Source organism: Streptomyces anthophorae, assembly GCF_049310305.1.
GTDB lineage: Bacteria > Actinomycetota > Actinomycetes > Streptomycetales > Streptomycetaceae > Streptomyces.
The window spans coordinates 3,463,685-3,488,856 of sequence record NZ_JBLWQQ010000001.1 but is presented as its reverse complement, the minus strand read 5'-3'; the positions used below and the strand labels follow the sequence as shown (position 1 = coordinate 3,488,856).

Sequence of the window (25,172 nt, the reverse complement as noted above, 5' to 3'; positions counted from 1 at the left end):
GAGTCCCGCATGACATCCGTCATGCGGGACTCACGCTTGTCGACACTGCCGCGCACCCCCGCCCACCGGCGACGCTGAATGCCATGACGACACACGCAGCGGTCACCTTCAGCGGGGTGACGAAGACGTACGGCGCCGTGCGGGCGGTCGACGGCCTGAGCCTCGAACTGCACGCGGGTGAGACGGTCGCCCTGCTCGGCCCGAACGGCGCGGGCAAGTCCACCACCCTCGACCTGCTCCTCGGCCTGCGCCCCGCCGACACCGGCGAGGTCCGCGTCTTCGGCACGAGCCCGCGCGAGGCGATCACCGCGGGCCGGGTCGGCGCCATGCTCCAGAGCGGCGGCCTGATGGACGAGGTGACCGTGCGCGAACTCGTCCGGCTCGGCTGCGCCCTGCACCCGAAGCCCTCCCCGGCCGACGAGGTGCTGGCCCGCGCGGGACTCACCGGGATCGCCGACCGCAAGGTCAACAAGCTCTCCGGCGGCCAGGAACAGCGCGTCCGCTTCGCCCTCGCCACGGCAGGCGACAGCGACCTCATCGTCCTCGACGAGCCGACGACCGGCATGGACGTGAGCGCCCGGCAGGCGTTCTGGGCCACCATGCGCGAGCAGGCCGAGCAGGGCCGCACGGTGCTGTTCGCCACGCACTACCTGGAGGAGGCGGACGCGATCGCCGACCGCGTCCTCGTGCTGCACCGCGGCCGGCTCCTCGCCGACGGCACGGCCGCCGAGATCAAGGCGAAGGCCGGCGCCCGCCGGGTCTCCTTCGACCTGGAGGGCCCGATCGACGAGGCCGCCATCGGGCAACTCCCGTTCCTGACCGGCGTATCGGTCAGCGGCCACACCGTCCGCATCCAGTCCACCGACGCCGACGCGACCGTGCACGCGCTCTACGGGCTCGGCGTCTACCCGCGCAATCTCGAAGTCGCCGGACTTGGCCTTGAACAGGCCTTCGTGGCGATCACCGAGGCCGAGGAGGCCAAGTCGCTGTGAACAGCCTGATCAAGCTCGAACTCACCCGCGCCCTGCGCAACCGCAAGTTCCTGTTCTTCTCCGTGATCTACCCGTCCGTGCTGTTCCTGCTGATCGCGGGCAAGGCCGACACATCGACCGTGGTCGACGGCACCGGGCTGAACCTCCCCGCGTATCTGATGGTCTCGATGGCCTCCTTCGGCGCGCTCACCGCCGTCCTCATGGGCAACAGCGAGCGCATCGCGAAGGAGCGGGAGAACGGCTGGGTGCGGCAGTTGCGGCTCACCACGCTGCCCGGCCGCGGCTATGTCCTCGCGAAGACCGCGAGCGCCGCCGTCGTCTCGCTGCCCTCCATCGTGATCGTCTTCGTCGTGGCCGCGGCCTTCAAGGACGTACGGTTCGACGCCTGGCAGTGGCTCGCGCTCACCGGCTCGATCTGGGCCGGCAGCCTCGTCTTCGCCGCGCTCGGCGTCGCCATCGGCTACCTCGCCTCCGGCGACGCCGTCCGGCCGATCACGATGATCACGTACTTCGGGCTCTCGATCCTGGGCGGCCTGTGGATGCCGACGACGAGTTTCCCGCAGTGGCTGCGGGACATCGCCGAATGGCTGCCCACCCACGCGTACGCTGCCCTCGGCCAGGCCATCGAGCTGGGCGGCGCCCCCGAGGCCAAGGACGTCGCGCTGCTCGTCGCGTACTTCCTGCTCTTCGCGGGCGGCGCGGCCTGGCTGTACCGGAAGGACACGTTGAAGGCGTGAGTACGGAACTGGACGAGCGGGCCGCGCGGGACGAGGCCCCGGTGCCGAAGATCGGGCAGCCGCCGGAGGGCCGCCGCGAGACCCTCCTGAAGCTCTTCTGGATCGGCATGTGGCTGGCCTTCCTCGGCAGCCCGGTCGCCGACCTGGCGACGGGCGAGTACAGCGTGACGGGCACGGTCGGCGGGGCGCTCGGCCTCCTCGCCTTCGTCGGCCTGTACGTCGTGCTCGTCATGCGCCGGATGGCCCGGCCGGTGGGACGGTTCGCGGTGCAGGCCTCCATGGTCGTGCTGCCGGTGCTCGCGGTGGTCCTCTCGCTGACCCTCGGGGCCGACTGGCTCGTCCTGTTCGTCTACCTCTCCGTGGCCTGCGGGGCGGTCCTGCCGCTGCGCTGGACGCGGCTCGGGATCCTCGTGACCTCGGCCGTCATGGTCGGCGTGGGACTGCTCCTCGACACGGAGCCGCAGTACTGGCTCCTGGTGCCCGCCCTGCTCTCCGGCTTCTCCATGATCGGCGTACGCGAACTGGTCCGTACGACCAGGGAGCTGCGGGAGGCGCGCGCCCGGGTCGCCCAACTCGCCGCCAACGAGGAGCGGCTGCGCCTCGCCCGCGACCTGCACGATCTGCTCGGCCACTCCCTCTCGCTCATCACGCTCAAGAGCGAGCTGGCGGGGCGGATGCTGCCCGACCACCCCGACAAGGCGGCCGACCAGGTCGCCGACATCGAGAAGGTCAGCCGGCAGGCCCTCGTCGACGTGCGCGAGGCCGTCAGCGGCTACCGGCGCGCCCGCCTCACCACCGAACTCGCGGGCTCCCAGGCCGCGCTGACCGCCGCCGGCATCACCGCGGAGGTTCCCTCCGAGGCCCCTGAGCTGCCGGAGGCACAGGAGTCGGCGCTCGCCTGGACTCTGCGCGAGGCCGTCACCAACGTCGTACGGCACAGTGGCGCGCGGCGCTGCGTCGTCGACGTCACCCGGCGCGAGACCCTCGAAGGGCCGCGGGTCGAACTGACCGTGGAGGACGACGGCTCGGGCCCTTCGGGGACACCGCCGGGCAACGGCCTCACCGGCCTCGCGGAACGCCTCACGGCGGTCGGCGGCACGCTGGAGACGGGCACCGCACGCGGAGGAGGTTTCCGACTGGTGGCCCTGGTCCCGGCCGCCTCCGTAGGATCCGCCGCATGAGCGCGATCAAGGTGTTGCTTGCCGAGGACCAGTCGATGGTGCGCGAGGCGCTGGCCGCGCTGCTCGGCCTGGAAGCGGACATCGAGGTCGTCGCGCAGGTGGCGCGCGGCGACGAGGTGGTGGCGGCGGCCCGCGCGCACGCGGTGGACGTGGCGCTCCTCGACATCGAGATGCCGGGCTGCACGGGCATCGAGGCGGCCGCCCTGCTGCGCGAGGCGCTCCCGGAGCTGAAGGTCGTCGTGCTCACCACCTTCGGCAGACCCGGCTATCTGCGCAGCGCCATGGAGGCGGGCGCCGCCGCGTTCCTGGTGAAGGACGCCCCCGCGGCGCAGCTCGCCGACGCCGTGCGCAAGGTGCTCGCGGGCGAGCGCGTCATCGACCCCTCGCTGGCCGCGGCGGCCCTCGCGGAGGGCGCGAACCCCCTCACCGACCGCGAGCGCGAAGTGCTGCGCGCGGCGGCGGACGGCCGGACCAACGCGGAGCTGGCGGCCGCGCTGCACCTGTCGCAGGGGACGGTCCGCAACTACCTGTCGGTGGCGATCCAGAAGCTGGCGGTGCGCAACCGGGCGGAGGCGGTGGCCGCCGCGCGGGAGAAGGGCTGGCTGTGACCCCGGGCGTCCCGGCCGTTCAGTTCAGCATCGCGCGGGCCGCCCGCGCCTGCTCCCGCACCGACTCCGCCGCCGTCTCGTCGACGGCCCCGACCACGTCCGCGTACGCCTCCAGCTCCACCGCCCCGCTCACGAAGTCCCCGCGGCGCACGAGGAGTTGGGCCCGCTCGTAGCGCAGGCGCGCCGGGTGCGCGGGCAGCAGCAGCGACAGCTCCACGGCCCACAGCGACACGTCGGAGCGCTCGGGCCGCGTCGCCGCCCACGCCCGGATGTTGTTGAGGATCCGCAGCACCACGTCCAGCGGATCGGCGGGCTGGAGCATCGAGGGATCCAGCGGGCCGCCCGTCGCCCCCGCCACCAGCGTCTGCGCGTCGGCCCCCGTCAGCACCCGCCCGCCGTCGAACGGATCGGCCAGCACCTGCTCCTCGGCGGGACCGAAGCCGACCACGAAGTGCCCCGGCAGGGCCACCCCGCACACCGGTGCCCCGGCCCGCCGCGCCACCTCCAGCCACACCACCGACAGCAGGATCGGCAGCCCTCTGCGGCGCCGTACGACCTCGTGCAGGAGGGACGACTCAAGCCGCTGATAGTCGTTCGGCGTGCCGTGGAAGCCGGCGCGCGCGCCGAGCAGCTCCGCGCACGCGGTGGCCCAGGCGTGTGGCGAAGAGGGCCGGTACGGCAGCCGGCCCGCGAGCTCGTCCAGCTCGATCTGCACGGCGTCCATGCCGGCCTCGTCGAGCGCGGCGTCGCCCTGCGCGGCGAGCAGCAGACACAACTGCGCCAGGTCGGGCCGCTCGGCGCGCGCCTCCTCGGCGAACCGCCGCCGCAGCTCCGTGGAACGGGGGGAAAGGTGGGGGGACATACGTGCCTCGTGCCCTCTCAGGCCGATCGATACGGCATCCGTCGCTACGGCATTGACCGGCACGCCCCACCGGCCGCCCCCGGCCGGAAAAGCGCGTCAGTCGCCACGACGTTCCGGAGCACGATAGTGGTGGTACGCGTGATGCGTGGCGAAACCCAGGCGGTCGTACAGGGCGCGCGCCCCTTCGTTCTCCGCCTCGACCTGGAGCCAGGCCGCCGACGCGCCCTCGTCGAGCGCCTGCCGGGCGAGCGCCGTCATCACGTCCGTGGCGAGCCCTTGGCGCCGCCGCGCGGGATCGACCTCGACGGCGGCGAATCCGGCCCACCGCCCGTCGACCACGCACCGCCCGATCGCGGCGGGCACATCGCCTTCGCCCGGCACGGTCGCGAACCAGACCGAGGGCCCGGCGCACAGCACCTTCAACGCGACCTCGCTCGCTCCCTTGCGCTGGTAGCGCGCGAGCCACGCCTCGTCCGGCGCGCGGCTCAGCAGCACCCGCGGCGCGTCCGGCGCGTCCCCGATGGGCGCGAGCGCGGCGATCCGCAGCTCGGCGCTCACCTCGCGCACCCACCCGCGCTCCTCAAGACCGGCGCACAGGACCTCCTGCGCCCCCTCGGCCCCGGTCGCCGTCTGCGCGTACGCCGGAAGGCCACGGGCCGCGTACCACTCCTGTACGTGCCTCAGCGCGTCGTCGAGCGGACGTCCGGGGTCCCCCAGGGGGAGCACCGAATTGGCCCGCCGGGTGAAGCCCTCGGCCGCTCTCAGCTCCCAGTCGCCGAGCCGCTCGCTCTCGATCGGCCGCCAGGCACGCGAGGCGACACGGGCGAGCTCCGGATACGTGGCGGAGGGGCCCCGGCGACGGGCGGGCGCGGCGGGCACGACCTTGCCCGCGACCAGCGCGGACTCCTCGATCCGCACACCTTCACCGTTTCTCCGTGTGATGAGGAGCACACCATCGTTCCACGATGTGAGAACTCCGACGGTGTCGGTGAACTTTCGACCCGCGGAACCCTCCCCGCTCACCCGTCGTACAGAGACGCGTTTCCCCACGTCATCGGCTGAAATGCGGACTTCCAGGCGTCCGCCCGCAGTGAATTCCACAGCTCGCCCCACCCCTCCTGTTCGGATCATGCCCGGGAACGGAGATACTAGAGGCGGGCATCGACGACGCCGCGCTCCCGCGCGCCAGGCGGCGGAGCCTGCGGAGGCCCGCCAGCGCCCTATCGAGGAGGAACGACAGCGTGACCTACGTCATCGCGCAGCCTTGTGTCGACGTCAAGGACAAGGCGTGCATCGAGGAGTGCCCGGTCGACTGCATCTACGAGGGCAAGCGGTCCTTGTACATCCACCCGGATGAATGCGTCGACTGTGGTGCCTGTGAGCCGGTCTGCCCGGTCGAGGCGATCTTCTACGAGGACGACACTCCTGAGGAGTGGAAGGACTACTACAAGGCGAACGTCGAGTTCTTCGACGACCTCGGTTCGCCCGGTGGTGCCTCGAAGATGGGCCTGATCGACAAGGACTACCCCTTCATCGCCGAGCTGCCGCCGCAGAACCAGTAATTTCTGCGTTCAGCGGTACGCACAGGCGCTGCCCCGGTCCCGTACGGCTCTGACTGCCGTACGGGACCGAGGTATTTGTCCACCACCACGTGAGAAAGCGAGCTGACCAGGTGTCCACCGTCCCGGTCCCGGCCCCCATCGACCGCATCCCCGCCTTCCCCTGGGACAAGCTGGAGCCGTACAAGAAGACGGCCGCGGCGCACCCGGACGGCATCGTCGACCTCTCCGTCGGCACGCCCGTCGACCCGGTGCCCGAGCTGATCCAGAAGGCGCTGGTCGACGCCGCGAACTCGCCGGGCTACCCGACGGTCTGGGGCACCCCCGAGCTGCGCGACGCGCTCGTCGGCTGGTGCGAACGCCGCCTCGGCGCCCGCGGCTTCGACCACACGAACGTGCTGCCGGTCGTCGGCTCCAAGGAACTGGTCGCCTGGCTCCCCACCCAGCTGGGCCTCGGCCCGGGCGACAAGGTCGCCTACCCGCGTCTCGCGTACCCGACGTACGAGGTGGGCGCCCGTCTGGCCCGCGCGGACCATGTCGTCTACGACGACCCGACCGAGCTCGACCCGACCGGTCTGAAGCTCCTGTGGCTCAACTCCCCGTCGAACCCCACGGGCCGGGTCCTCGCCAAGGACGAGCTGAAGCGCATCGTGGACTGGGCGCGCTCGCACGGCATCCTGGTCTTCTCCGACGAGTGCTACCTGGAGCTGGGCTGGGAGGCCGACCCGGTCTCGGTCCTGCACCCGGACGTCAACGGCGGCTCGCACGAGGGCCTGGTCGCGGTCCACTCGCTCTCCAAGCGCTCGAACCTGGCGGGCTACCGCGCGGCGTTCATCGCGGGCGACGCCTCCGTGCTCGGCCCGCTCCTCCAGATCCGCAAGCACGGCGGCATGATGACCTCCGCGCCGACGCAGGCGGCGGTCGTCGCGGCGCTCGGCGACGACGAGCACGTGCGCGTGCAGCGGGAGCGCTACGCGGCCCGCCGCGACACGCTGCGCTCGGCCCTGCTGGCCCACGGCTTCCGCATCGAGCACAGCGAGGCGAGCCTGTACCTCTGGGCCACCCGCGACGAGTCCTGCTGGGACACGGTCGCCGCGCTGGCCGACCTGGGCATCCTGGTGGCCCCCGGCGACTTCTACGGCGAGGCGGGCGCCACCTTCGTCCGCGTGGCCCTGACGGCCTCGGACGAACGCGTCTCAGCAGCGGCAAGCCGCCTGACCTGAGGGAGCGCCGAGTGGGGCAGCGGGACTGGTCCCGCCGCCCCACTCGGCTCCGCCCGCCTATCTCCCACCCACCCGCCCCCTCCGGGCGCGTCGGCCTCACGGGGCGCGGGCCGCCACCCCGCCTCGGGATCGGCTCCCCACCCGTTGCCGTCGGCCGCGCCCGCCTCGGGCAATCTGCCGCGGGATCGGCTCCCCACCCGTTGCGGTCGGCCGCCGCCGCCTCGGGCAACCCGCCACAGGAACGGCTCCCCACCCCTTGCGGTCGGCCGCCCCCGCCTCGGGCAATCTGCCACGGGATCGGCTCCCCACCCGTTGCGGTCGGCCGCCCCCGCCTCGGGCAACCCGCCAGGGGATCGGCTCCCCACCCCTTGCGGTCGGCCGCCGCCTTGGGCAATCTGCCGCCTTGGGCGGCAGGGTGGGCAAGGCGGCACCCCGGTGCCGCGCAACAGGGACGCGGGGCCCACCCCGATGCGGACAGGGCACCCCGGTGCCGCGCACCGATGACGACGGGCGCCGCCCCGGTACGGCAGCAAAACGGGGTGCCGGGAGCAGAAACGCTCCCGGCACCCCGCCCCGGTCAAACCAGGCGTCAGCCGATCGGCAGGCCACCCAGCGCCTGGGTCGGCAGACCGCCACCACCCACCGGCAGCCCACCATCCGTCGCGGTACCGGCCGTCTCACCGAGCACGTCACCCGCACTGCCGGCCGCACCACCCGCGGCCTTCTGCGCGGCCGGCACGGCGGTCTTCGCGCCGGAGCCCACGACCTTGCCCGCCGCCGGAACGGCCTTCTTGACGGCCTTGCCGCCGGTGGCACCGGCGACACCAGTGGCGTTCCGCGCCGCACTGTCGACGGTGTTGCCCACGTGCGCACCGTCCAGGGCGGTCACGCCGCCCAGGTTCGACGTGGCCGGAAGCTCGACGGCGCTCGCGGAGCCGGCCGCACCGACCACGGGCGCCGCTCCTGCCGCTACGAGCAGCGCGGCACGGGCGATCCGGCGGGTCAGGGGGAGGGACATGATGCTCCTTAGACGGGAGAGAACGTGTGGTGCCCGGCTGCCGTGCGGCGACCGGACGCCGTGACAACCGCCCCAGGCCCCGGGAAGGTTGCGGGTCGGAAACGTAAAGGGTTCGCAATGTGTCGCATTATCAGTTGTGGGCAGAAACGGGCAAAGTGCACGCATCGCCGACGCTTGCAGAACCCTTACAGCGCCCCGCCCGCAAGGGTCTTGGGGGCAGGGCCCCACCTCACTCGAAGGGGCCCCGTAGGCGTCCACCCGGCATGATCCGTATTACCCGTTCGGGTGAGGACCCGGGCTACTGTCCCGTGACGATCCGGACCTCGCCGACGGACATCGAGGCCGCCGGACCGGACCGCCCGCCCCGCTCTGCGGGCGACGCCTTGCGCCATGTGTCCCCGGACTCGCCGGCGGTCCACTCGCGGCCCGCGTAGGAGACGCGCTCGATGCGCAGTGCCGAGGAGTTGGCCACCGCCCACTGCGCCAGCTCCCAGCCGCGCTGCCGCTCCCCACCCCCGGTCGAGTCGACGGTGGAGGGCACGGGGACGCGGACGGAACCGCCGCCCGGCCCCTTCTCGGGTGCCACGTCCCGCCCGAAGTCACGGGCGAGCGCGGCCCGCACGCGCGCGGGGTCGCCGGCGCGCGCGGCGTCGGCGCCCGCCGCCCGGCCCTCGCAGGTGAGCGACGCGGCGGCGCGCCCGGTCAGCGAGGCGGCCAGCAGCGTGGCGTCCGGTTCGTGCTTCGCGTACGCCTGCGGATAGCCGCTGCGCTGCACGCGCTGCGCGGCCGCGGTCAGCGGGAGCCGCGAGTAGCCGGGGATCTCCGCCAGGTGCGCGTAGAAGCGCTCGGACGCGTACGCCGGGTCCATGATCTGGTCCGCGGTGCCCCAGCCCTTCGTGGGGCGCTGCTGGAACAGGCCCAGCGAGTCCCGGTCGCCGTGCTCGATATTGCGCAGCCCGGACTCCTGGAGCGCCGTCGCGAGGGCGATGGTGATCGCGCGCTCGGGCATGCCGCGCGAGGTGCCGACGGCGGCGATCGTCGCCGCGTTCACCGCCTGCTCGGAGGTGAACTCGTACGTCGCCCCGTCCCCGTTCGCCGAGACGACCGTGCATCTCGGCTTGGGGCGGCCCCCGGTGGCGTACTGCACGGCCACGTACGTGGCCACAGCGAGCAGCACGACGACGGCCGCGCCGATACGAAGGAGGCGGCCGCGCCGGACGAGAGTGGGGGGCTCAGGCACGCGTCCAAGGTACTGGAGTCCACTGACAGGCCCCCCGCCCCATGGGTATTAGGCTCGGCGCCATGGACCGCACCTCCCTTGACCTCACGCAGGACGCCGCGCGCCTCACGGCGCAGTTGGTCGACTTCGCCTCGCCCAGTGGGGCTGAGAAGGAGCTCGCCGACGCGATCGAGGAGGCCCTGCGGGAGCTGCCGCACCTCACGGTCGACCGGCACGGCAACAACATCGTGGCCCGCACGAACCTGGGGCACGAGGAGCGGATCATCCTCGCGGGGCACATCGACACGGTCCCGATCGCCGACAACGTCCCCTCGCGGCTCGACGAGGACGGCGTCCTGTGGGGCTGCGGCACCAGCGACATGAAGGCGGGCGTCGCGGTCCAGCTGCGGATCGCGCAGACGGTCCGCGAGCCCAACCGCGACCTCACGTTCGTCTTCTACGACAACGAAGAGGTCGCCGCACACCTCAACGGCCTGGGGCATGTGGCCGACGCCCACCCCGACTGGCTGGAGGGCGACTTCGCGATCCTCCTGGAGGGGACGAACGGCGACGTCGAGGGCGGCTGCCAGGGCACCCTGCGCGTCATCCTGAAGACCAAGGGCGAGCGGGCCCACTCCGCGCGCGCGTGGATGGGCAGCAACGCGATCCACGCCGCGTCGCCCATCCTGGAGCGCCTCGCCGCCTACGAGCCGCGCAAGCCGGTCGTCGACGGCCTGGAGTTCCACGAGGGCCTCAACGCGGTCCGCATCGAGGGCGGCGTCGCCACCAACGTCATCCCGGACGAGTGCGCCGTCACGGTCAACTTCCGCTACGCGCCCGACCGGTCGATGGAGGAGGCGGAGCAGTTCGTCCGCGACTTCTTCGCCGGCTGCCCCATCGAGGAGATCGTCGTCGACGACCACACCGGCGGCGCGCGCCCCGGCCTCAACCACCCCGCTGCCGCCGCTTTCGTGGCCGCGGTGGGCGGCGAGGTGCGCCCCAAGTTCGGCTGGACCGACGTCTCCCGGTTCAGCGCGCTCGGCGTCCCCGCGGTCAATTACGGCCCCGGCAACCCGATCTTCGCGCACAAGATCGACGAGCGGGTCGACACCTCGCTCATCCTGGAGGGCGAGAAGCGCCTGGCCTCCTGGCTCACCGCTTCCTGATACGTCGAGGTCCCTCGCATGTAACCCGCGTAGACCTACCCTTGCTCTACGCAAGTGCGTGATACCTGCGCAGGAAGGGAGCAGACGATGAGCAACCCGGAGGGCAAGCGACGTCCCAAGGAGCAGCGGACGGGGCCGGTGGTCCGGCGCCGTGACCAGATGCAGCCAGGGACGAGCGACCAGCGTCTGCTCGACACGGAAGGCCCTTCGGGGTGGGTGCACACCGACCCGTGGCGGGTCCTGCGGATCCAGTCGGAGTTCATCGAGGGCTTCGGCACGCTCGCCGAACTGCCGCCCGCGATCAGCGTGTTCGGCTCGGCGCGCACACCGGTGGACTCGCCGGAGTACGAGGCCGGTGTGGCCATCGGCAAGGCCCTCGTGGAGGCCGGCTTCGCGGTGATCACCGGCGGTGGGCCCGGCGCCATGCAGGCGGCCAACCAGGGTGCCGTGGAGGCCAAGGGCACCTCGGTCGGCCTCGGCATCGAGCTGCCCTTCGAGCAGGGCCTCAACCCGTACGTCGACCTGGGCCTGAACTTCCGCTACTTCTTCGTACGGAAGACGATGTTCGTGAAGTACGCCCAGGGTTTCGTGGTGCTGCCCGGCGGTCTCGGCACCCTGGACGAGCTCTTCGAGGCGCTCACCCTCGTGCAGACCACGAAGGTGACGCGCTTCCCGATCGTCCTCTTCGGCTCGCAGTACTGGAGCGGCCTGGTCGACTGGCTGAAGAACACGGTGATCGCCCAGGGCAAGGCCTCGGAGGCCGACCTGCTGCTGTTCCACGTCACGGACGACGTGGAGGAGGCGATCACGCTGGTCACCAAGGAGACCGGCAAGTAGGCCCCCTGGGCCCCTGGAAGACGGCCGTTACACGAGTCCCCGGCGGGCGACCGCCGGGGGCCGGTGGCCCGCGATGGACGCCACCATGTCGAGCACCTGCCGCGTCTCCGCGACCTCGTGCACCCGGTAGACCTGCGCCCCGAGCCACGCCGAGACCGCCGTGGTCGCGAGCGTCCCGATGACCCGCTCCTTGACCGGCTTGTCGAGGGTCTCGCCGACGAAGTCCTTGTTGGACAGCGAGACGAGCACCGGCCAGCCCGTGTCGACCATCTCCGGAAGGCGCCGCGTCGCCTCCAGGGAGTGCCGCGTGTTCTTCCCGAAGTCGTGACCGGGGTCGATCAGCACGGACTCGCGCGGCACCCCGAGGGCGACGGCCCGCTCCGCGTACGACACCGTCACGTCCAGGATGTCGGCCATCACGTCCTCGTACGTCACCCGGTGCGGGCGCGTGCGGGGTTCGGCGCCGCCCGCGTGCGTGCACACGAGGCCCACCTGGTGGCGCGCCGCGACCTCCGCGAGCTTCGGGTCGACTCCGCCCCACGCGTCGTTCAGCAGATCCGCGCCCACCTCGCAGACGGCGTCGCCGACCTCGTGCCGCCAGGTGTCGACGCTGATGATCACGTCGGGGAAGCGGCGCCGCACCTCGGCGACGAAGCCGACGGTCCGCCGCGCCTCCTCCTCGGCGGTGACCTCCTCGCCCGGGCCTGCCTTCACGCCGCCGATGTCCACGATCATGGCGCCCTCGGACACCGCCTGCTCGACGCGGGCGAGCGCGGGCTCGTCGCGGAAGGTGGCGCCCTGGTCGTAGAAGGAGTCCGGGGTCCGGTTCACGATCGCCATGATCACCGGCTCGTGCGCACCAAATTCGTGCTGGCCCAGCCTGAGCATCCCCTGTGACTCTCCTTCTGGTTCTCTCTGGTTCCCGCTTGAACGTCGTCTGCGACCTTAACTGTCAGTGCGGCATGGCACGATCGAAGCCTGAGGGTTGAGGGCCGCACGGCCCGGTCGAACGCAGGGGACGGCAGACATGGTCATGTTCTTGTTTCTGGTCGCCGCGCTGGTCGTGGTGATCGCGGCGGTGACGTTCGCGGTCATCGGCGGCGGCGACAGCGGCGCGCTGCGCGACGAGCCGTCCCAGTTCTACGCGGACCCCCTGCCGCCCGACCGCCCCCTGGCCGCCGCCGATCTGGAAGCGCTTCGGCTGCCCACCGCTGTGCGGGGCTACCGCATGGCGGAGGTGGACGACGCGCTGAACCGCCTCGGGGCCGAACTGGCCGAGCGGGACGCGCGCATCACGGAGCTGGAGGCCGCCCTCACCTCGGCCCACGGCCGGTCCGCCCCGCGGCCGCCCGAGCCGGGCCCGGACACGGGCTACGCGCCGCCCGGCGAGTACGGATTCGGATTCGGTACGGGGGAGGGGTTCCGGTGAGCGAGCCGACAGGGGGCGCCGTCCCCGGCCCCGACGGAAAGCCGCGCTGCCCCTGGGGGCTTTCGACCGAGGACTACGTCGCGTACCACGACGAGGAGTGGGGTCGCCCGGTCCACGGCGACGACGCGCTGTTCGAGCGCCTCTGCCTGGAGGCGTTCCAGTCGGGCCTGTCCTGGATCACGATCCTCAGGCGCCGCGAGGGCTTCCGCGCCGCGTTCTCCGGCTTCAAGATCGCGGACGTGGCGGCCTTCACGGACGCCGACCGCGAGCGGCTGCTCGCCGACACCGGCATCATCCGCAACCGGGCCAAGATCGACGCGACGCTGGCGAACGCGCGCGTGCTCGTGGACTGGCCGTCCGGCGAGCTGGACAAGCTGATCTGGTCCTTCGCGCCGGACGCCGCCACCCGTCCGGCCCCGAGGGTGCTGGGCGATGTGGCGGCGATCACCGACGAGTCGACGGCCCTGTCCAAGGAGCTGAAGAAGCGCGGCCTGCGCTTCGTCGGCCCGACGACGGCGTACGCGCTGATGCAGGCCTGCGGACTGGTCAACGACCATCTGGCGGACTGCGTGTCCCGCGAGCGGACGAAGGTGTGAGTCCGGTGTGAACCGGCTCAGCGCCCGAGGTACTTCGGGCGCTCCTTCGCGATGAAGGCCTGCACCGCGATGGTGTGGTCCTCGGAGGCGCCGGCCCGCGTCTGCAACTCGTCCTCCTTGTCGAGCGCCTCGTCGAGGGAGTGGTCCCCCGCGAAGGCCAGGGACTCCTTCAGCGCGGCGTAGGCGACGGTCGGGCCCTCGGCGAGCGTGCGCGCCAACTTCCGTGCCTCTTCGGCGAGTTCGGCGGCCGGCACGAGCCGGTTCGCGATCCCCAGCTCGTAGGCCTCCTGAGCCTTCAGGGAGCGCGGGAAGAGCAGCAGATCGGCCGCGCGGCCGGGGCCGATCAGCCGGGGCAGCGTCCAGGAGACCCCGGAGTCGGCGGTCAGCGCCACGCCCGCGAACGAGGTGTTGAAGGACGCGCTGTCCGCCACGATCCGGTAGTCCGCGCAGAGCGCGAAACCGAACCCGGCGCCGGCCGCCACGCCGTTCACCGCGGCCACCACGGGCTTCGGCATCTGGGTCAGCGCCCGCACGATCGGGTTGTAGTGCTCACGCACCGTGCTCATGGTGCGGCCCTCGCCGGACTCCTTGTCCGCCAGCAGCGAGCCGACGTGTTCCTTGAGGTCCTGACCCACGCAAAACGCCCGGTCGCCGGCCGCTGTCAGCAGCACCGCCCGTACCGATTCGTCGGCGGCGGCCGCCTGCACCGCGTCGCGGAGGGCGACCTTGGACTCGGTGTTCATCGCGTTCATCGCCTCGGGGCGGTTCAGCGTGATCGTCGCGAGCCCGTCGCTCACCTCGTAGAGCACGGTGTCTGCCATGGGACTCCTCCTATGCGGTCGCTCAGTCGTCCGTGCTCAGCATGGCGTAGATCACGACGCATGGAACGCCCTCGGCATGTGACCTGCGTCTAACGAATTCGCGTCGGCTTGGGTCCGAAGATGGCGCAGTATCGCAGTCGGATCCCCGAATTGAGTGGTTTTGGTCAAGTGCGTTGCGCAAGCGATGCGGACCGATGTTGGTCATCGGGTCCCGCGATGCGGGATAATGGCCTGGAAGCAATGTGTTCGATGCCGGTGACGTGTGCCCATCCATAGGGCCGTCGGCTGACGATGAGCTGGTTTCAGGAAGGGGAACGAGCATGGCGGCCATGAAGCCGCGGACGGGTGACGGCCCGCTCGAGGTGACCAAGGAGGGGCGGGGCATCGTCATGCGCGTTCCGCTCGAAGGCGGCGGTCGGCTCGTGGTCGAGCTGACGCCGGACGAGGCAAGCGCCCTCGGTGACGAACTGAAGAAGGTAGTGGGCTGACACCTTCTGCACCCGCGTCCCTTCCCCGCCGAGGTGGGGTGGGGGCGGTCGTCGGCTGACGCGCGAGCGACCATACCTTTTCGACTGCCCCGGCACACATTTGATGCCGGGGCAGTCGTATGTGTAGAGGGAGGTGGGCCCGGGGCCCCGCCGCCGCGCCCGCCTCAGCGCTTGACGGCGCAGAGCAGCCCGTCGCCGACCGGCAGCACCGACGCCACCAGCTCGGGGCTCTCGCGCACGGCCCGCAGCAGCTCGCGCTGGCGCACCACTTCCACCGGCTGCGGCCCCGCGTCGACGGTCCGCCCCTCGGCGAAGACCCCCTGGAAGACGGCCAGGCCACCGGGCCGCAGCAGGCGCAACGATTCAGCGAGGTAGTCGAGGCACTCCAGCGGGTCACCGTCGCAGAAGACCAGGTCGTACCCGCTGTCGGCGAGCCGCGGCAGCACCTCCAGGGCGCGGCCGGGGATGAACCGGGCCCGGTTGCTGGCGAAGCCGGCCGCGCGGAACGCCTGGCGCGCGAACTGCTGCCGCTCCGGTTCGGGGTCGACCGTCGTGAGGACGCCGTCGGGCCGCATCCCGTGCAGCAGGTGGACCCCCGACACGCCCGTGCCCGTACCGATCTCGGCGACGGCCTTCGCCCCTACCGTGGCAGCGAGCATCCCCAATGTCGCGCCCGCGCCGGGGGACACCGGGTACAGCCCTGCCTCGCGAGCCCGGTCCCGGGCCCAGCGAATCGCGTCGTCCTCGGCGACAAAGGCGTCGGCGAACGCCCAACTCGTCTGCCGGTTGCCGGTAATGGCCCTCTCCCGTCCCCGTGGATGCCTGCGCGTGACTTTATCCGTTGGTGGCGGGAACTCGCAGATGGGACCGCGCGTTTGAACATGCAGGGGGAAAGAGCAGGCTGGACAAGGGGAACTGCGGGGGAGAACGCGATGGCGACAGCCGTGCGGGCGGCGGTCGAGAGGCGACCGGCAAATCTGAGTAAAAACGCTTATCCGGAGCTAACGGACGGAGTGGCTATGGTAGGTGCTCCACTGGACACCACCAGAGCCGACAGGGGAGGTGCGGCTGCGCCTGTGGATCGGGGAGGAGTGCTTCGGCGTCTTCTCAGGTCGGCGGGTGAGCCGAAATCCGTGACCAACACCGCTGACCGAATCCGCACCACTGACTCCGCGCAGACCGCGACCTTTGCCGCCGATGCGGAATCACAGGCGTGGACTCCCCCTTCCTGGGAGGAGATCGTCAGCACGCACAGTGGCCGCGTCTACCGCCTGGCGTACCGCCTGACGGGGAACCAGCACGACGCCGAGGACCTCACGCAGGAGGTCTTCGTCCGTGTCTTCCGTTCGCTCTCGACGTACACGCCCGGCACCTTCGAGGGCTGGCTGCACCGCATCACCACGAACCTGTTCCTCGACATGGTCCGTCGCAAGCAGCGCATCCGCTTCGACGCGCTGGGTGACGACGCCGCCGAGCGGCTGCCCAGCAGAGAACCTTCGCCGCAGCAGGTCTTCAACGACGCGCACTTCGACGCCGACGTCCAGCAGGCGCTCGACACCCTCGCGCCCGAGTTCCGCGCCGCCGTCGTCCTGTGCGACATCGAGGGACTCTCCTACGAGGAGATCGCCGCGACCCTCGGCGTGAAGCTGGGCACGGTCCGCAGTCGGATCCACCGTGGCCGCTCGCAGCTGCGCAAGGCGCTCCAGCACCGCTCGCCCGAGGCCCGCAAGGAGCGCCGCACGCTCGCCGAGGCCTGTGGGACGGGCGCCTTCCCCATCCTCGGAGGAGGGGGCGCGACCGCGTGAGTGGATCACGTCTCAATCCTGCCGAACGCCAACAGACCGCGGCCGACGAACACCTGGGGGACAGGCTGGCCGCCCTGGTCGACGGCGAGTTGGACCACGACGCCCGCGAGCGCGTCCTCGCGCACCTGGCGACGTGTGCCCGGTGCAAGGCCGAGGCCGACGCCCAGCGCCGCCTCAAGAGCGTCTTCGCACAGGCGGCCCCGCCGCCGCCCTCCGAGAGCTTTCTCGCCCGCCTCCAGGGGCTGCCCGCGGGAGGTGACTCCGACGGTGGCACACCACCGTTCGGGGGAGGCGGATTCGGCGGTGGTCGACCCCTCGGCGGCATCCGCGGCTTCGGCCAGGGAGTCTTCGACGTAGACCCGGAGCCCTTCGGCTACGCGCCGTCCGCGGCGCACGCCGCGGTGCTCCCCAGCGACCAGCGCGGCTTCCGCATCCACGAGGTGGCCCGTCCCGACCGGCACGAGAGCGACCGGGGCTCGCGGTCCCGCCGCTTCGCGTTCGCCGCCGCCGGCGCGGTGTCGCTCGCCGCGATCGCGCTCGGCGGGGTCACGACCGCGGCCCCGGCCGACGGCGGCGACGCGCGCGGTGGCGGCTCCGGCAGCAATGTCACGCCGCTGCGCAGCCAGCCCTCCGGTGCCGCCTCGGCCTCTGACACCCAGCGCCGCAGGTCGTACGCCTCGCCGCTCGGCCAGCGCGGGGGCGCCCTCGCGGCACCCGTCTCGCCGACCGAGGCGGGCGCGCCGCTGCTGCCCGGCGGTGGCCACGCGGAGAGTGCGGGCTATCCGTTCTCGACGCCGCTGCTGGCCGGTGCGGCCCGTATGTCGCCTCTCATACGGCCCGCCGCTCCCGCCGTCGCGGTCTCGGTCGCGGCGCGGCCCTCCGCCCCGCCCTCGGCCTCGTCCGACGGCACCTCCTTCGGGGCGCCCGGGGCCGGCCTCTCCGCCGCCTCGGCCTCCTCGCCGACCGCGTCGTCCCGTCCTTCCTCGCTGCGCTGACACTCTCTGCGCCCGCGCCGCCGAACCTGGTTGAATCCAGGTGAGGCGGTGCGTCGGGTGCGGATCCGGGTCGCGCGCGTGGGAGCCGGCGGTGCGGTGCCGCGGGCCAGGCTTGGGGAGAGCGGCGGGACATGGACGAGGGGATTCCCACGGAGGGCTCCGCCAGGAGTGAGGTGGCCGAGCGGTCGACCGTTCCCACGCCTCGGGGCTCCGCCCCGGACCCCGCTGCTCAATCGCCGCAGGGGCTTGAAATCGCTCGTCCGAAGCGGCGCAGGCTCGTGGTCGGGGGTGTCGTCATCGCGCTGGTCGCCGGAGGAATCGGCGGGGCGATCGGGTCGTACATGGAGCGGACCGGCGTCGGGGCGCACATCCGGCTGCCGCAGGCCGCCGCCGAATCCAAGCACCGGGACCCCGACAGCGTGGCCGGAATCGCGGCGCGCACCCTGCCCGGCGTCGTCACCATCCACACCGCGGGTTCGTCGGAGGAGGGCACCGGCACCGGCTTCGTGCTCGACGGCCAGGGGCACATCCTCACGAACAATCACGTCGTGTCCTCGGCCGACTCCGACGGTGAGATATCGGTCACGTTCTCCAGTGGTGAGAGCGCCCGGGCCGAGCCGGTCGGGCACGACAGCGGCTACGACCTCGCGGTGATCAAGGTGTCCGGGGTGCGCGGGCTGAAGCCGCTGCCCCTCGGCAACTCCGAGAACGTGCAGGTGGGCGACCCCGTCGTCGCCGTCGGAGCCCCCTTCGACCTGGCGAACACGGTCACCTCCGGCATCATCAGCGCCAAGGGGCGGCCCATCACGGCGGGCGGTGAGAAGGGCGACGGGAGCGACGTCAGCTATGTGGACGCGTTGCAGACCGACGCGCCCATCAACCCCGGCAACTCCGGCGGGCCGCTGGTCGACGCGAAGGCCCGCGTCGTCGGCATCAACAGCGCGATCCGGTCGGCCGACACCGGCGGTTCGGAGCTGCCCGAGGGGCAGTCGGGCTCCATCGGCCTCGGCTTCGCGATCCCGGTCAACCAGGCGAAACGCGTGGCCGAGGAGCTGATCAACGCCGGGCGGGCGACGCATCCGGTGATCGGGGTCACCCTCGACATGGACTACTCGGGCGACGGCGCCCGCGTCGGCACGAAGGGCAACAACGGCGGCTCGGCCGTCAGCCCGGGCGGTCCGGGCGCCAGGGCGGGGATCCAGCAGGGCGATGTGATCACCGCGGTCGACGGCGTCCCCGTGCACTCCGGCGAGGAGCTGATCGTCAAGATCCGCACCCACCGCCCCAAGGACAAACTGGTTCTCACGGTCGAACGGGGCGGAAAGGAGCGGAAGTTGTCGCTCGTCCTCGGTTCCGCCGGCGGGGGCTGACCGGGTTCCGGCCGTTCCCTGACCGACCCCATACCGGTGGCTGACCGGCTCTTGACCGGTCATGGCGCGGGATGCGCGATCCTGGAGGTTCCCCGGTGGCTACCGAATGGACAGGTGGGCCGGGTACCGTGGACCGGGTCCGCTGCCGGACCCTGCCGAAGACCTGCTGCTGATGACCGATCGCGGGCCGAGGACACGCTAGGAGTGCAAGGTGTTCAACGATATTGGCCCGCTGGAGGTCGTGACGATCGTCGTGCTGGCCGTTCTCGTGTTCGGCCCCGACAAGCTTCCCAAGGTCATTCAGGATGTTTCACGGACCATTCGGAAAATCCGGGAGTTCTCGGACAGTGCGAAGCAGGACATTCGCGACGAACTCGGCCCCGAGTTCAAGGACTTCGAGTTCGAGGACCTGAACCCCAAGACGTTCATCCGCAAGCAGCTGGACAGTGACGAGCTGGGGCTCAAGGAGATTCGCAACGGCTTCGACCTGAAGAAGGAGATGGCCGACGTCTCCGACGCCGCGCGCACCGTGGGTGAGCTGGAGGACTCCGGGGCGTCGAGCCCGTCCGGCGGTGGCCGCGTGGACATGCGGAAGCGGCCCGAGGCGGTCGACATGCAGAAGCGCCCCGAGGGTTCCGCGAAGCCGGCCGCCGTCGAGCCGCCGCCCTTCGACGCGGACGCGACCTGAACCACCCCGAACCACCTCGAACACGGCTGAACCACGCCTGACGAAACCGGGCCCCGCGGACCCGGTGTGGCATCCTGCCTTGTTGTTGCGCGGAGCGGACGTGAGGACGCCCGAGGGGGGCGGGCCGCGCCGGTCCGTAACTGAGCGAGGAGGCGGCCGGGTACATGGAGACGACGAGTCGGGTAGGCGCGCAGGCGCCGGCCACCGAGGGGGCCGGCGAGGCTCTCACGGCCCGGCGTACGGTCGACGGCTACCTGCTGGCGCCCTTCCCGTGGTACGGCCTCGACGAGGCCTTCACGGGACCGCGCTGGCTGATGCAGGTCGGCACCACGGCGGACGGTTCCGTCGAGCACGGTTCGATCGGGCACGGGGACGAGCCGTCCGTACGCAGTGAGCTCACGGAAGACACCGAGCGGTTCGCGGTCGTGGTGACCGTCGCCGCCAATCCCGTACGGCGCACCGCCGACGGCACCGGCGTCCTGGAGGCCACGTCCGTCTCCTCGGCGGCCTGGCTCGCCGGCGTCGGACTGCTCTCGTACACCTGGCCGGTGCAGATGGACCACACGCTGCGCGACGACTGGCTGGAGCAGCAGACCGAGACGGCGTGGGTGCTCGCGGACGACCTCGCGTCGGAGGACTGGGCGGCGTTGACGCTGCCGGTGGACGGAGTGCCCACCCCGTTCCACTACCGGGAGTCCGAGTACGGCTGGGTGCTCGCGGGCTCCACGCAGGCCGGGGTGCACCTGGGCGCGTACGGGCGCGGCATGAGCGCGTACGGGCTCGGGTTCTCCGTCGTGAAGGACATCGCGGCGCTGGAGCCGGAACCGGACGCGTGACGAAGAACGGCGGGCCGCCCGGAAAGGGCGGCCCGCCGTTCTCTCACGGTCCGTCAGGGCTCAGAACTTGTTGCGCGGGGTGATCCCCAGGGACATGCCCGACAGGCCGCGCTGGCGGCCGCTGAGCTTGTCCGCGATGCCGCGCAGCGCCGAGCTCGCGGGGGAGTCCGGATCGGTGAGCACGATCGGCTTGCCCTCGTCGCCGCCCTCGCGCAGGCGTACGTCGATGGGGATGGAGCCGAGGACGGGAACGTCCGTACCCGTGGTCCTGGTCAGGCCCTCGGCGACCAGCTTGCCGCCGCCCGTGCCGAACACGTCGACCATCTCGCCGCAGTGCGGGCAGGGCAGCCCGGACATGTTCTCGACGACACCGACGATCTTCTGGTGCGTCTGCACGGCGATCGAACCGGCCCGCTCGGCGACCTCGGCGGCGGCCTGCTGCGGCGTGGTGACGACCAGGATCTCCGCGTTCGGGACCAGCTGGGCGATGGAGATGGCGATGTCGCCGGTGCCGGGCGGCAGGTCGAGCAGGAGCACGTCCAGGTCGCCCCAGAACACGTCCGCGAGGAACTGCTGGAGCGCGCGGTGCAGCATCGGGCCGCGCCACACGACCGGCGCGTTGCCCGGCGTGAACATGCCGATCGAGATGACCTTCACGCCGTTCGCCGACGGCGGCATGATCATGTCCTCGACCTGCGTGGGCTTGCCGTCGGCGCCCAGCATGCGCGGGACGCTGTGCCCGTAGATGTCCGCGTCGACGACGCCGACCTTCAGGCCGTCGGCGGCGAGCGCGGCCGCCAGGTTCACGGTCACCGAGGACTTGCCGACGCCGCCCTTGCCGGAGGCCACCGCGTACACGCGGGTCAACGAGCCGGGCTTGGCGAACGGGACCTCGCGCTCGGCGGTGCCGCCGCGCAGCGCCGTCGCCAGCTCCTTGCGCTGCTCGTCGCTCATCACGTCGAGGGTGACCTGCACATCGGTCACGCCGTCGACGCGGGCGACCGCCTCGCGCACGTTGTTCTCGATCGTCGAGCGCATCGGGCAGCCCGAGACGGTCAGATACACGGTGACCGCGACGACTCCGTCCGCACCGATGTCGACCGATTTGACCATCCCCAACTCGGTGATGGGCCGGTTGATCTCGGGGTCGTTCACTGTCGCGAGTGCCTCGCGCACCGCGTCTTCCGTAGCCATGCACCCGAGTCTACGGCGGGGTAACCCGCACCGGGAAAGCCCTGTCACCGGTCGTCTACGTCACGTCCCCGCTCGCGCTCGGCGGGGAATACGCCGGAGCCCGCGGCGGACTGCCGCTGCTCCTCCAGCTCCTTGACGAGGTCCTGCAGCTCGGAGCGGATCCAGTCGCGCGTCGCGACCTCGCCGAGCCCGATCCGCAGGGCCGCCATCTCACGGCTCAGATACTCGGTGTCGGCGATGGAGCGCTCGTTCTGCTTGCGGTCCTGTTCGAGATTGACCCGGTCGCGGTCGTCCTGCCGGTTCTGCGCGAGCAGGATCAGCGGGGCGGCGTACGAGGCCTGAAGCGACAGCATCAGCGTCAGGAAGATGAACGGGTACTCGTCGAAGCGCAGATCGGGGGGCGCGACGATGTTCCACACCACCCACACGATGATGAGCACCGTCATCCAGACGATGAACCGGCCCGTCCCCAAGAAGCGTGCGATCCGCTCCGAGAGCCTGCCGAAGGCCTCGGGGTCGTAATCGGGGATCAGCTTCCGCTTCGGCGCGCGCGGCTGGTCGAGCCGGATGCGCGGCCTGCGCGGAGCGTCGCGCTCGCGTTCGTCAGTCGGCATGGTTCACCTCCCCCGAAAGGTGAAACTCCTGCTCGCGCCAGTCCTCGGGCAGCATGTGGTCCAGTACGTCGTCCACGGTCACGGCGCCGAGCAGCGAGCCGCTGTCGTCGACGACGGGTGCGGCCACCATGTCGTACGTCGCGAAGAACCCGGCGATCTCCGGCAGCCCGGCCGCCGGGGTCAGGGCCTGAAGATCATCGTCGAGGATCGAGCTGACCATCGTGTACGGGGGATCGCGGAGCAGCCGCTGGAAGTGGATCGTGCCCAGGTACTTGCCGGTCGGCGTCTCGTCCGGCGGCCGGCACACGTACACCTGCGCGGCGAGCGCGGGGGACAGGTCGGGATTGCGGATGCGGGCGAGGGCCTCGGCGACCGTCGAGTCGGGGCGCAGCACGATCGGCTCGGTCGTCATCAGGCCGCCCGCGGTCCTGTCCTCGTACGCCATCAGGCGCCGCACGTCCGCCGCCTCGCTGGGCTTCATGAGGTCGAGGAGGCGTTCCTTGTCGTCCTCGGGCAGCTCCCCGAGGAGGTCGGCGGCGTCGTCCGGGTCCATCTCCTCCAGGACGTCGGCGGCGCGCTCCTCCTTCAGCTTGCCGAGCACCTCGATCTGGTCGTCCTCGGGGAGCTCCTCCAGGACGTCGGCCAGGCGCTCGTTGCTGAGCGCCGCGGCGACCTCCGCGCGGCGCTTGGGGGAGAGGTGGTGCAGCACGTTGGCGAGGTCGGCGGGGCGCAGCTGCTCGAACGTGGCGAGCAGGCTCTCCGCGCCCTGCCCGTGCTCCTCCAGGTTGAAGCCGTCGACGCCCGACCAGTCGACGGTGATCGCCTCGCCCTTGGCGCGCCGGAACGCGCCGCGCTTCGGCGGGCTCTTGCGTACGAAGACCCGGTCGATCTCCCAGTCGCGGCGCGCGGGCAGCTGCTGGATGGAGACGTCGAGGACGGTGACCTCCTCGCCGGTCTCCACGAGCCGTACGCGCCGGTCGAGCATCTCGCCGAGCACGAGCCGCTCGGTGGGCCGCTGTTCGAAACGCCGGACGTTGAGCACACCCGTCGTGATCACCTGTCCGGACTCGATCCCGGTGACGCGGGTCATGGGCAGGAAGATGCGCCGCCGGGTCGACAGCTCGACGACGAGCCCGAGCAGCCGCGGCGGCCTGCGGCTCGCGCGCAGCATCGCCACCACGTCGCGTACGCGGCCCACCTGATCACCGTTCGGGTCGAAGACGGTGATGCCGGAGAGGTGCGACACGAAGATCCGGGGAGCGCCTCCAGCCATGCTCTCGCGCGCCTCCTTCCGAGTCTCGTCCGCATTCATCCATATATGCAGGCAATTTCCCGCCCAGGCTAGCCGCTCCCCGTTCCCCGCGCCTTTGCGCGTCGGCCACCCGGCCTGGGCGGGTAACCGCAGATCGCGGAGGTACGCTGCCGTACCTGCCCCCACCAAGCTGCCGTACGAGAGGTAGTCCGCCCGTGACCCTGCGCCCCCTCAACCGCCGTACCCGCAGGACACTCATGGTGGGCGTGATGTGCACGGGGCTCGCGGTGGGCCTCGCGGCATGCAGCGAGGAGGACCCGGACGCGGGGACGAACGGGGTCGGCAAGCTGACCCCGGCCAAGATCCAGTCCCGTACGGTCCGGGCGGCCCGCGGCGCGGACGCGGTGCACGTCGCCGGCACGGTGGTCGTCAACAAGAAGACGTACAAGCTGGACATGCGGCTGAAGGCCAATGGGGGCACCGGTTCGGTGAGCACGGGCGGCGGCACGTTCCGGCTGCTGCGGGTCGACGACCATCTGTACCTCAAGGCGGGCGCGGGCTTTTGGACGCACTCCGAGGACGGCAAGAGCGAGCACCCGGCGGGCAACGCCGGGCAGAAGCTCGACGGCAAGTACGTGAAGGTGCCGAAGGGCGACCCGGCGTACCAGCGGCTGAGCACGTTCACCGACAAGGGCGTGCTGCTCGACGGGCTGCTCGGGCTGCACGGCACGCTCGCGAAGGGCGACCGGGGCTCGGCGGGCGGTGTCCGCACGATAGAGCTGACCGGCGCCAAGGGCGCGGGCGGCACGCTCGACGTCTCCCTGGAGGGCGGCGCGTACCCGATGCGCCTGGAGCGGGCCGGGGGCGCCGGCACCATCCAACTCAGCGACTGGGGCAAGGACTTCCCGCTCCGCGAACCGGGCTCCACCGAAACGGTCGACTACGGCCAGGCCCTGCCGGGGTGACCCGCGCCTGGGGGCTCCGCCCCCTTGCCCCCTCGCCCTTCGGGCTTGTCCTCAATCGCCGGACGGGCTTGATAATTCAAGCCCGTCCGGCGATTGAGGACATCAGTCCCCGAGGTGAGGAAATCAAGCCTCTGAGGCGAGGACATCAAGCCCCTGCGGCGATTGAGCAGCGGGGTCCGGGGCGGAGCCCCGAGGCGTCAACGCCGCTTCCGCCGAGCCAACAGCTTCGGCAGCCCCGCCGGCACCGGATTCCGCGTCGTGGCCGGCGACCCCACCGGGGCCGCGGCCAACGACCCGTCGGACGCCGGTTCCGGCACACCACCCACGGGCTCAAGGCGGAGCACCCGGCACTCCCGCGCCCACCGCTCCGGCATCGTCTCGGAGTCCGGCGCGTTCAGCCGCTTCCCCTTCAGCTCCCCGACCACGGCCTCGTACGACTCCGTGCCCGGCGCCAGCTCGACCACCTTCGCCCGCCAGCCGACGAGCCGCCCGCCCTTGTCCTTGCTGCGCACGGTGACGAGGGCCGCGCCGCCGTCGACGAGGCCGGGCAGCGGCTGCTCGCCGGGCCCGTCACCGACGAGGCACGCCGCGCCCTCGTGCCACACGTGCCACAGGGCCCGCTCCACGCCGCGCTCGCCGCGCACCCAGATCAGCCCGGACTTCTTCGTGGCCTCCTCGACGAGGGCGGCATCGAGCAGTTCAGCAGTCGTCATGCGG

Annotated in this window: 28 protein-coding genes; 17 read left to right on the top strand and 11 right to left on the bottom strand. The window is 71.7% G+C overall.

The window, feature by feature from the left end; genetic code table 11:
• The first annotated feature begins 83 nt into the window (after positions 1 to 83).
• Genes ACNYS0_RS15510 through ACNYS0_RS15495 form a run of 4 tightly spaced genes read left to right on the top strand, consistent with a single transcriptional unit; the run spans position 84 to position 3,518 of the window.
• Positions 84 to 992 carry an ABC transporter ATP-binding protein gene (locus ACNYS0_RS15510; protein ID WP_422474136.1) on the top strand — a complete coding sequence of 303 codons (909 nt, stop codon included), beginning with the start codon at positions 84 to 86 and terminating at the stop codon, positions 990 to 992.
• Complete coding sequence (locus ACNYS0_RS15505; RefSeq protein ID WP_422474134.1) at positions 989 to 1,729, top strand: ABC transporter permease; 741 nt, start codon at positions 989 to 991, stop codon at positions 1,727 to 1,729. The genes ACNYS0_RS15510 and ACNYS0_RS15505 overlap by 4 nt, the downstream gene beginning before the upstream one ends.
• A complete protein-coding gene (locus tag ACNYS0_RS15500; protein WP_422474132.1) occupies positions 1,726 to 2,910 on the top strand; it encodes a sensor histidine kinase in 1,185 nt (394 codons plus the stop codon). The genes ACNYS0_RS15505 and ACNYS0_RS15500 overlap by 4 nt, the downstream gene beginning before the upstream one ends.
• Positions 2,907 to 3,518, top strand: a complete 612-nt coding sequence (locus ACNYS0_RS15495; RefSeq protein WP_422474130.1) for a response regulator transcription factor — start codon at positions 2,907 to 2,909, stop codon at positions 3,516 to 3,518. The genes ACNYS0_RS15500 and ACNYS0_RS15495 overlap by 4 nt, the downstream gene beginning before the upstream one ends.
• 19 nt (positions 3,519 to 3,537) lie before the next feature.
• Here the strand turns inward: ACNYS0_RS15495 and ACNYS0_RS15490 are convergent, their stop codons facing one another.
• Both ACNYS0_RS15490 and ACNYS0_RS15485 read right to left on the bottom strand, forming a co-directional pair.
• Positions 3,538 to 4,380 (bottom strand): transglutaminase family protein, encoded by an 843-nt coding sequence (locus ACNYS0_RS15490; RefSeq protein WP_422474128.1) that lies wholly within the window; start codon positions 4,378 to 4,380, stop codon positions 3,538 to 3,540.
• 96 nt (positions 4,381 to 4,476) lie between these two features.
• Complete coding sequence (locus tag ACNYS0_RS15485; protein WP_422474126.1) at positions 4,477 to 5,481, bottom strand: GNAT family N-acetyltransferase; 1,005 nt, start codon at positions 5,479 to 5,481, stop codon at positions 4,477 to 4,479.
• Positions 5,482 to 5,621: 140 nt separating this feature from the next.
• Between ACNYS0_RS15485 and fdxA the strand changes: the two genes are divergently transcribed.
• Both fdxA and ACNYS0_RS15475 read left to right on the top strand, forming a co-directional pair.
• The gene (fdxA, locus tag ACNYS0_RS15480) at positions 5,622 to 5,942 is read left to right on the top strand and encodes a ferredoxin (protein WP_385763672.1); all 321 of its coding nucleotides are present in this window, start codon (positions 5,622 to 5,624) and stop codon (positions 5,940 to 5,942) included.
• A 137-nt stretch (positions 5,943 to 6,079) separates the two neighbouring features.
• Positions 6,080 to 7,162, top strand: coding sequence for a bifunctional succinyldiaminopimelate transaminase/glutamate-prephenate aminotransferase (locus ACNYS0_RS15475; protein WP_422482659.1), 1,083 nt, complete (start codon positions 6,080 to 6,082; stop codon positions 7,160 to 7,162).
• A gap of 589 nt (positions 7,163 to 7,751) precedes the next feature.
• On the opposite strand, the gene ACNYS0_RS15470 is transcribed toward ACNYS0_RS15475, so the two are convergent.
• Together ACNYS0_RS15470 and ACNYS0_RS15465 are read right to left on the bottom strand one after the other, a co-directional pair.
• Positions 7,752 to 8,180, bottom strand: coding sequence for an ATP-binding protein (locus tag ACNYS0_RS15470; protein WP_422474124.1), 429 nt, complete (start codon positions 8,178 to 8,180; stop codon positions 7,752 to 7,754).
• A gap of 298 nt (positions 8,181 to 8,478) precedes the next feature.
• Positions 8,479 to 9,420 carry a VldE C-terminal domain-containing protein gene (locus ACNYS0_RS15465; protein ID WP_422474122.1) on the bottom strand — a complete coding sequence of 314 codons (942 nt, stop codon included), beginning with the start codon at positions 9,418 to 9,420 and terminating at the stop codon, positions 8,479 to 8,481.
• Between the two features lie 62 nt (positions 9,421 to 9,482).
• Here ACNYS0_RS15465 and dapE point away from each other — a divergent pair, with 62 nt between their 5' ends.
• Complete coding sequence (dapE, locus tag ACNYS0_RS15460; protein WP_422474120.1) at positions 9,483 to 10,565, top strand: succinyl-diaminopimelate desuccinylase; 1,083 nt, start codon at positions 9,483 to 9,485, stop codon at positions 10,563 to 10,565.
• Between the two features lie 87 nt (positions 10,566 to 10,652).
• On the top strand, positions 10,653 to 11,402 hold the full coding sequence (locus ACNYS0_RS15455; protein WP_422409512.1) for an LOG family protein: 750 nt from the start codon (positions 10,653 to 10,655) through the stop codon (positions 11,400 to 11,402).
• Between the two features lie 27 nt (positions 11,403 to 11,429).
• Here the strand turns inward: ACNYS0_RS15455 and folP are convergent, their stop codons facing one another.
• Complete coding sequence (gene folP / locus ACNYS0_RS15450; protein WP_422474118.1) at positions 11,430 to 12,290, bottom strand: dihydropteroate synthase; 861 nt, start codon at positions 12,288 to 12,290, stop codon at positions 11,430 to 11,432.
• Positions 12,291 to 12,429: 139 nt separating this feature from the next.
• Here folP and ACNYS0_RS15445 point away from each other — a divergent pair, with 139 nt between their 5' ends.
• On the top strand, positions 12,430 to 12,831 hold the full coding sequence (locus tag ACNYS0_RS15445; RefSeq protein ID WP_422474116.1) for a DivIVA domain-containing protein: 402 nt from the start codon (positions 12,430 to 12,432) through the stop codon (positions 12,829 to 12,831).
• Positions 12,828 to 13,427 carry a DNA-3-methyladenine glycosylase I gene (locus ACNYS0_RS15440; protein ID WP_422474114.1) on the top strand — a complete coding sequence of 200 codons (600 nt, stop codon included), beginning with the start codon at positions 12,828 to 12,830 and terminating at the stop codon, positions 13,425 to 13,427. The genes ACNYS0_RS15445 and ACNYS0_RS15440 overlap by 4 nt, the downstream gene beginning before the upstream one ends.
• A gap of 17 nt (positions 13,428 to 13,444) precedes the next feature.
• Here ACNYS0_RS15440 and chcB read toward each other — a convergent pair whose 3' ends face one another.
• Complete coding sequence (gene chcB / locus ACNYS0_RS15435) at positions 13,445 to 14,248, bottom strand: 2-cyclohexenylcarbonyl CoA isomerase (protein ID WP_422474112.1); 804 nt, start codon at positions 14,246 to 14,248, stop codon at positions 13,445 to 13,447.
• A gap of 320 nt (positions 14,249 to 14,568) precedes the next feature.
• On the opposite strand from chcB, the gene ACNYS0_RS15430 reads away from it, so the two are divergent.
• Entirely contained in the window at positions 14,569 to 14,736 is a 168-nt protein-coding gene (locus tag ACNYS0_RS15430; RefSeq protein ID WP_266713770.1) for a DUF3117 domain-containing protein, read from the top strand.
• 164 nt (positions 14,737 to 14,900) lie between these two features.
• Here ACNYS0_RS15430 and ACNYS0_RS15425 read toward each other — a convergent pair whose 3' ends face one another.
• Positions 14,901 to 15,599 carry an O-methyltransferase gene (locus ACNYS0_RS15425; RefSeq protein ID WP_422482657.1) on the bottom strand — a complete coding sequence of 233 codons (699 nt, stop codon included), beginning with the start codon at positions 15,597 to 15,599 and terminating at the stop codon, positions 14,901 to 14,903.
• 228 nt (positions 15,600 to 15,827) lie between these two features.
• On the opposite strand from ACNYS0_RS15425, the gene sigE reads away from it, so the two are divergent.
• The 5 genes from sigE (at position 15,828) to ACNYS0_RS15400 (ending at position 20,430) form a co-directional block, all read left to right on the top strand.
• Positions 15,828 to 16,541 (top strand): RNA polymerase sigma factor SigE, encoded by a 714-nt coding sequence (gene sigE / locus ACNYS0_RS15420; RefSeq protein ID WP_422474110.1) that lies wholly within the window; start codon positions 15,828 to 15,830, stop codon positions 16,539 to 16,541.
• On the top strand, positions 16,538 to 17,536 hold the full coding sequence (locus ACNYS0_RS15415; RefSeq protein WP_422474108.1) for an anti-sigma factor family protein: 999 nt from the start codon (positions 16,538 to 16,540) through the stop codon (positions 17,534 to 17,536). Before sigE ends, ACNYS0_RS15415 begins: the two co-directional genes overlap by 4 nt.
• Before the next feature lie 131 nt (positions 17,537 to 17,667).
• Positions 17,668 to 18,906: a S1C family serine protease gene (locus tag ACNYS0_RS15410; protein ID WP_422474106.1), complete on the top strand. Its 1,239-nt coding sequence runs from the start codon at positions 17,668 to 17,670 to the stop codon at positions 18,904 to 18,906.
• A 211-nt stretch (positions 18,907 to 19,117) separates the two neighbouring features.
• Positions 19,118 to 19,594, top strand: coding sequence for a sec-independent translocase (locus tag ACNYS0_RS15405; protein WP_422474104.1), 477 nt, complete (start codon positions 19,118 to 19,120; stop codon positions 19,592 to 19,594).
• Positions 19,595 to 19,758: 164 nt separating this feature from the next.
• Positions 19,759 to 20,430: a hypothetical protein gene (locus ACNYS0_RS15400; protein ID WP_422409523.1), complete on the top strand. Its 672-nt coding sequence runs from the start codon at positions 19,759 to 19,761 to the stop codon at positions 20,428 to 20,430.
• Between the two features lie 60 nt (positions 20,431 to 20,490).
• Here the strand turns inward: ACNYS0_RS15400 and ACNYS0_RS15395 are convergent, their stop codons facing one another.
• Genes ACNYS0_RS15395 through ACNYS0_RS15385 form a run of 3 tightly spaced genes read right to left on the bottom strand, consistent with a single transcriptional unit; the run spans position 20,491 to position 23,511 of the window.
• Positions 20,491 to 21,624 (bottom strand): Mrp/NBP35 family ATP-binding protein, encoded by a 1,134-nt coding sequence (locus tag ACNYS0_RS15395; protein WP_422474102.1) that lies wholly within the window; start codon positions 21,622 to 21,624, stop codon positions 20,491 to 20,493.
• A gap of 44 nt (positions 21,625 to 21,668) precedes the next feature.
• Positions 21,669 to 22,238, bottom strand: coding sequence for a DUF1003 domain-containing protein (locus tag ACNYS0_RS15390; RefSeq protein ID WP_422474100.1), 570 nt, complete (start codon positions 22,236 to 22,238; stop codon positions 21,669 to 21,671).
• Complete coding sequence (locus tag ACNYS0_RS15385; protein ID WP_422474098.1) at positions 22,228 to 23,511, bottom strand: magnesium transporter MgtE N-terminal domain-containing protein; 1,284 nt, start codon at positions 23,509 to 23,511, stop codon at positions 22,228 to 22,230. Before ACNYS0_RS15385 ends, ACNYS0_RS15390 begins: the two co-directional genes overlap by 11 nt.
• A gap of 236 nt (positions 23,512 to 23,747) precedes the next feature.
• Here ACNYS0_RS15385 and ACNYS0_RS15380 point away from each other — a divergent pair, with 236 nt between their 5' ends.
• Entirely contained in the window at positions 23,748 to 24,455 is a 708-nt protein-coding gene (locus ACNYS0_RS15380) for a hypothetical protein (RefSeq protein ID WP_422482655.1), read from the top strand.
• Between the two features lie 197 nt (positions 24,456 to 24,652).
• On the opposite strand, the gene ACNYS0_RS15375 is transcribed toward ACNYS0_RS15380, so the two are convergent.
• The gene (locus ACNYS0_RS15375; RefSeq protein ID WP_422474096.1) at positions 24,653 to 25,168 is read right to left on the bottom strand and encodes a hypothetical protein; all 516 of its coding nucleotides are present in this window, start codon (positions 25,166 to 25,168) and stop codon (positions 24,653 to 24,655) included.
• Positions 25,169 to 25,172 lie beyond the last annotated feature (4 nt).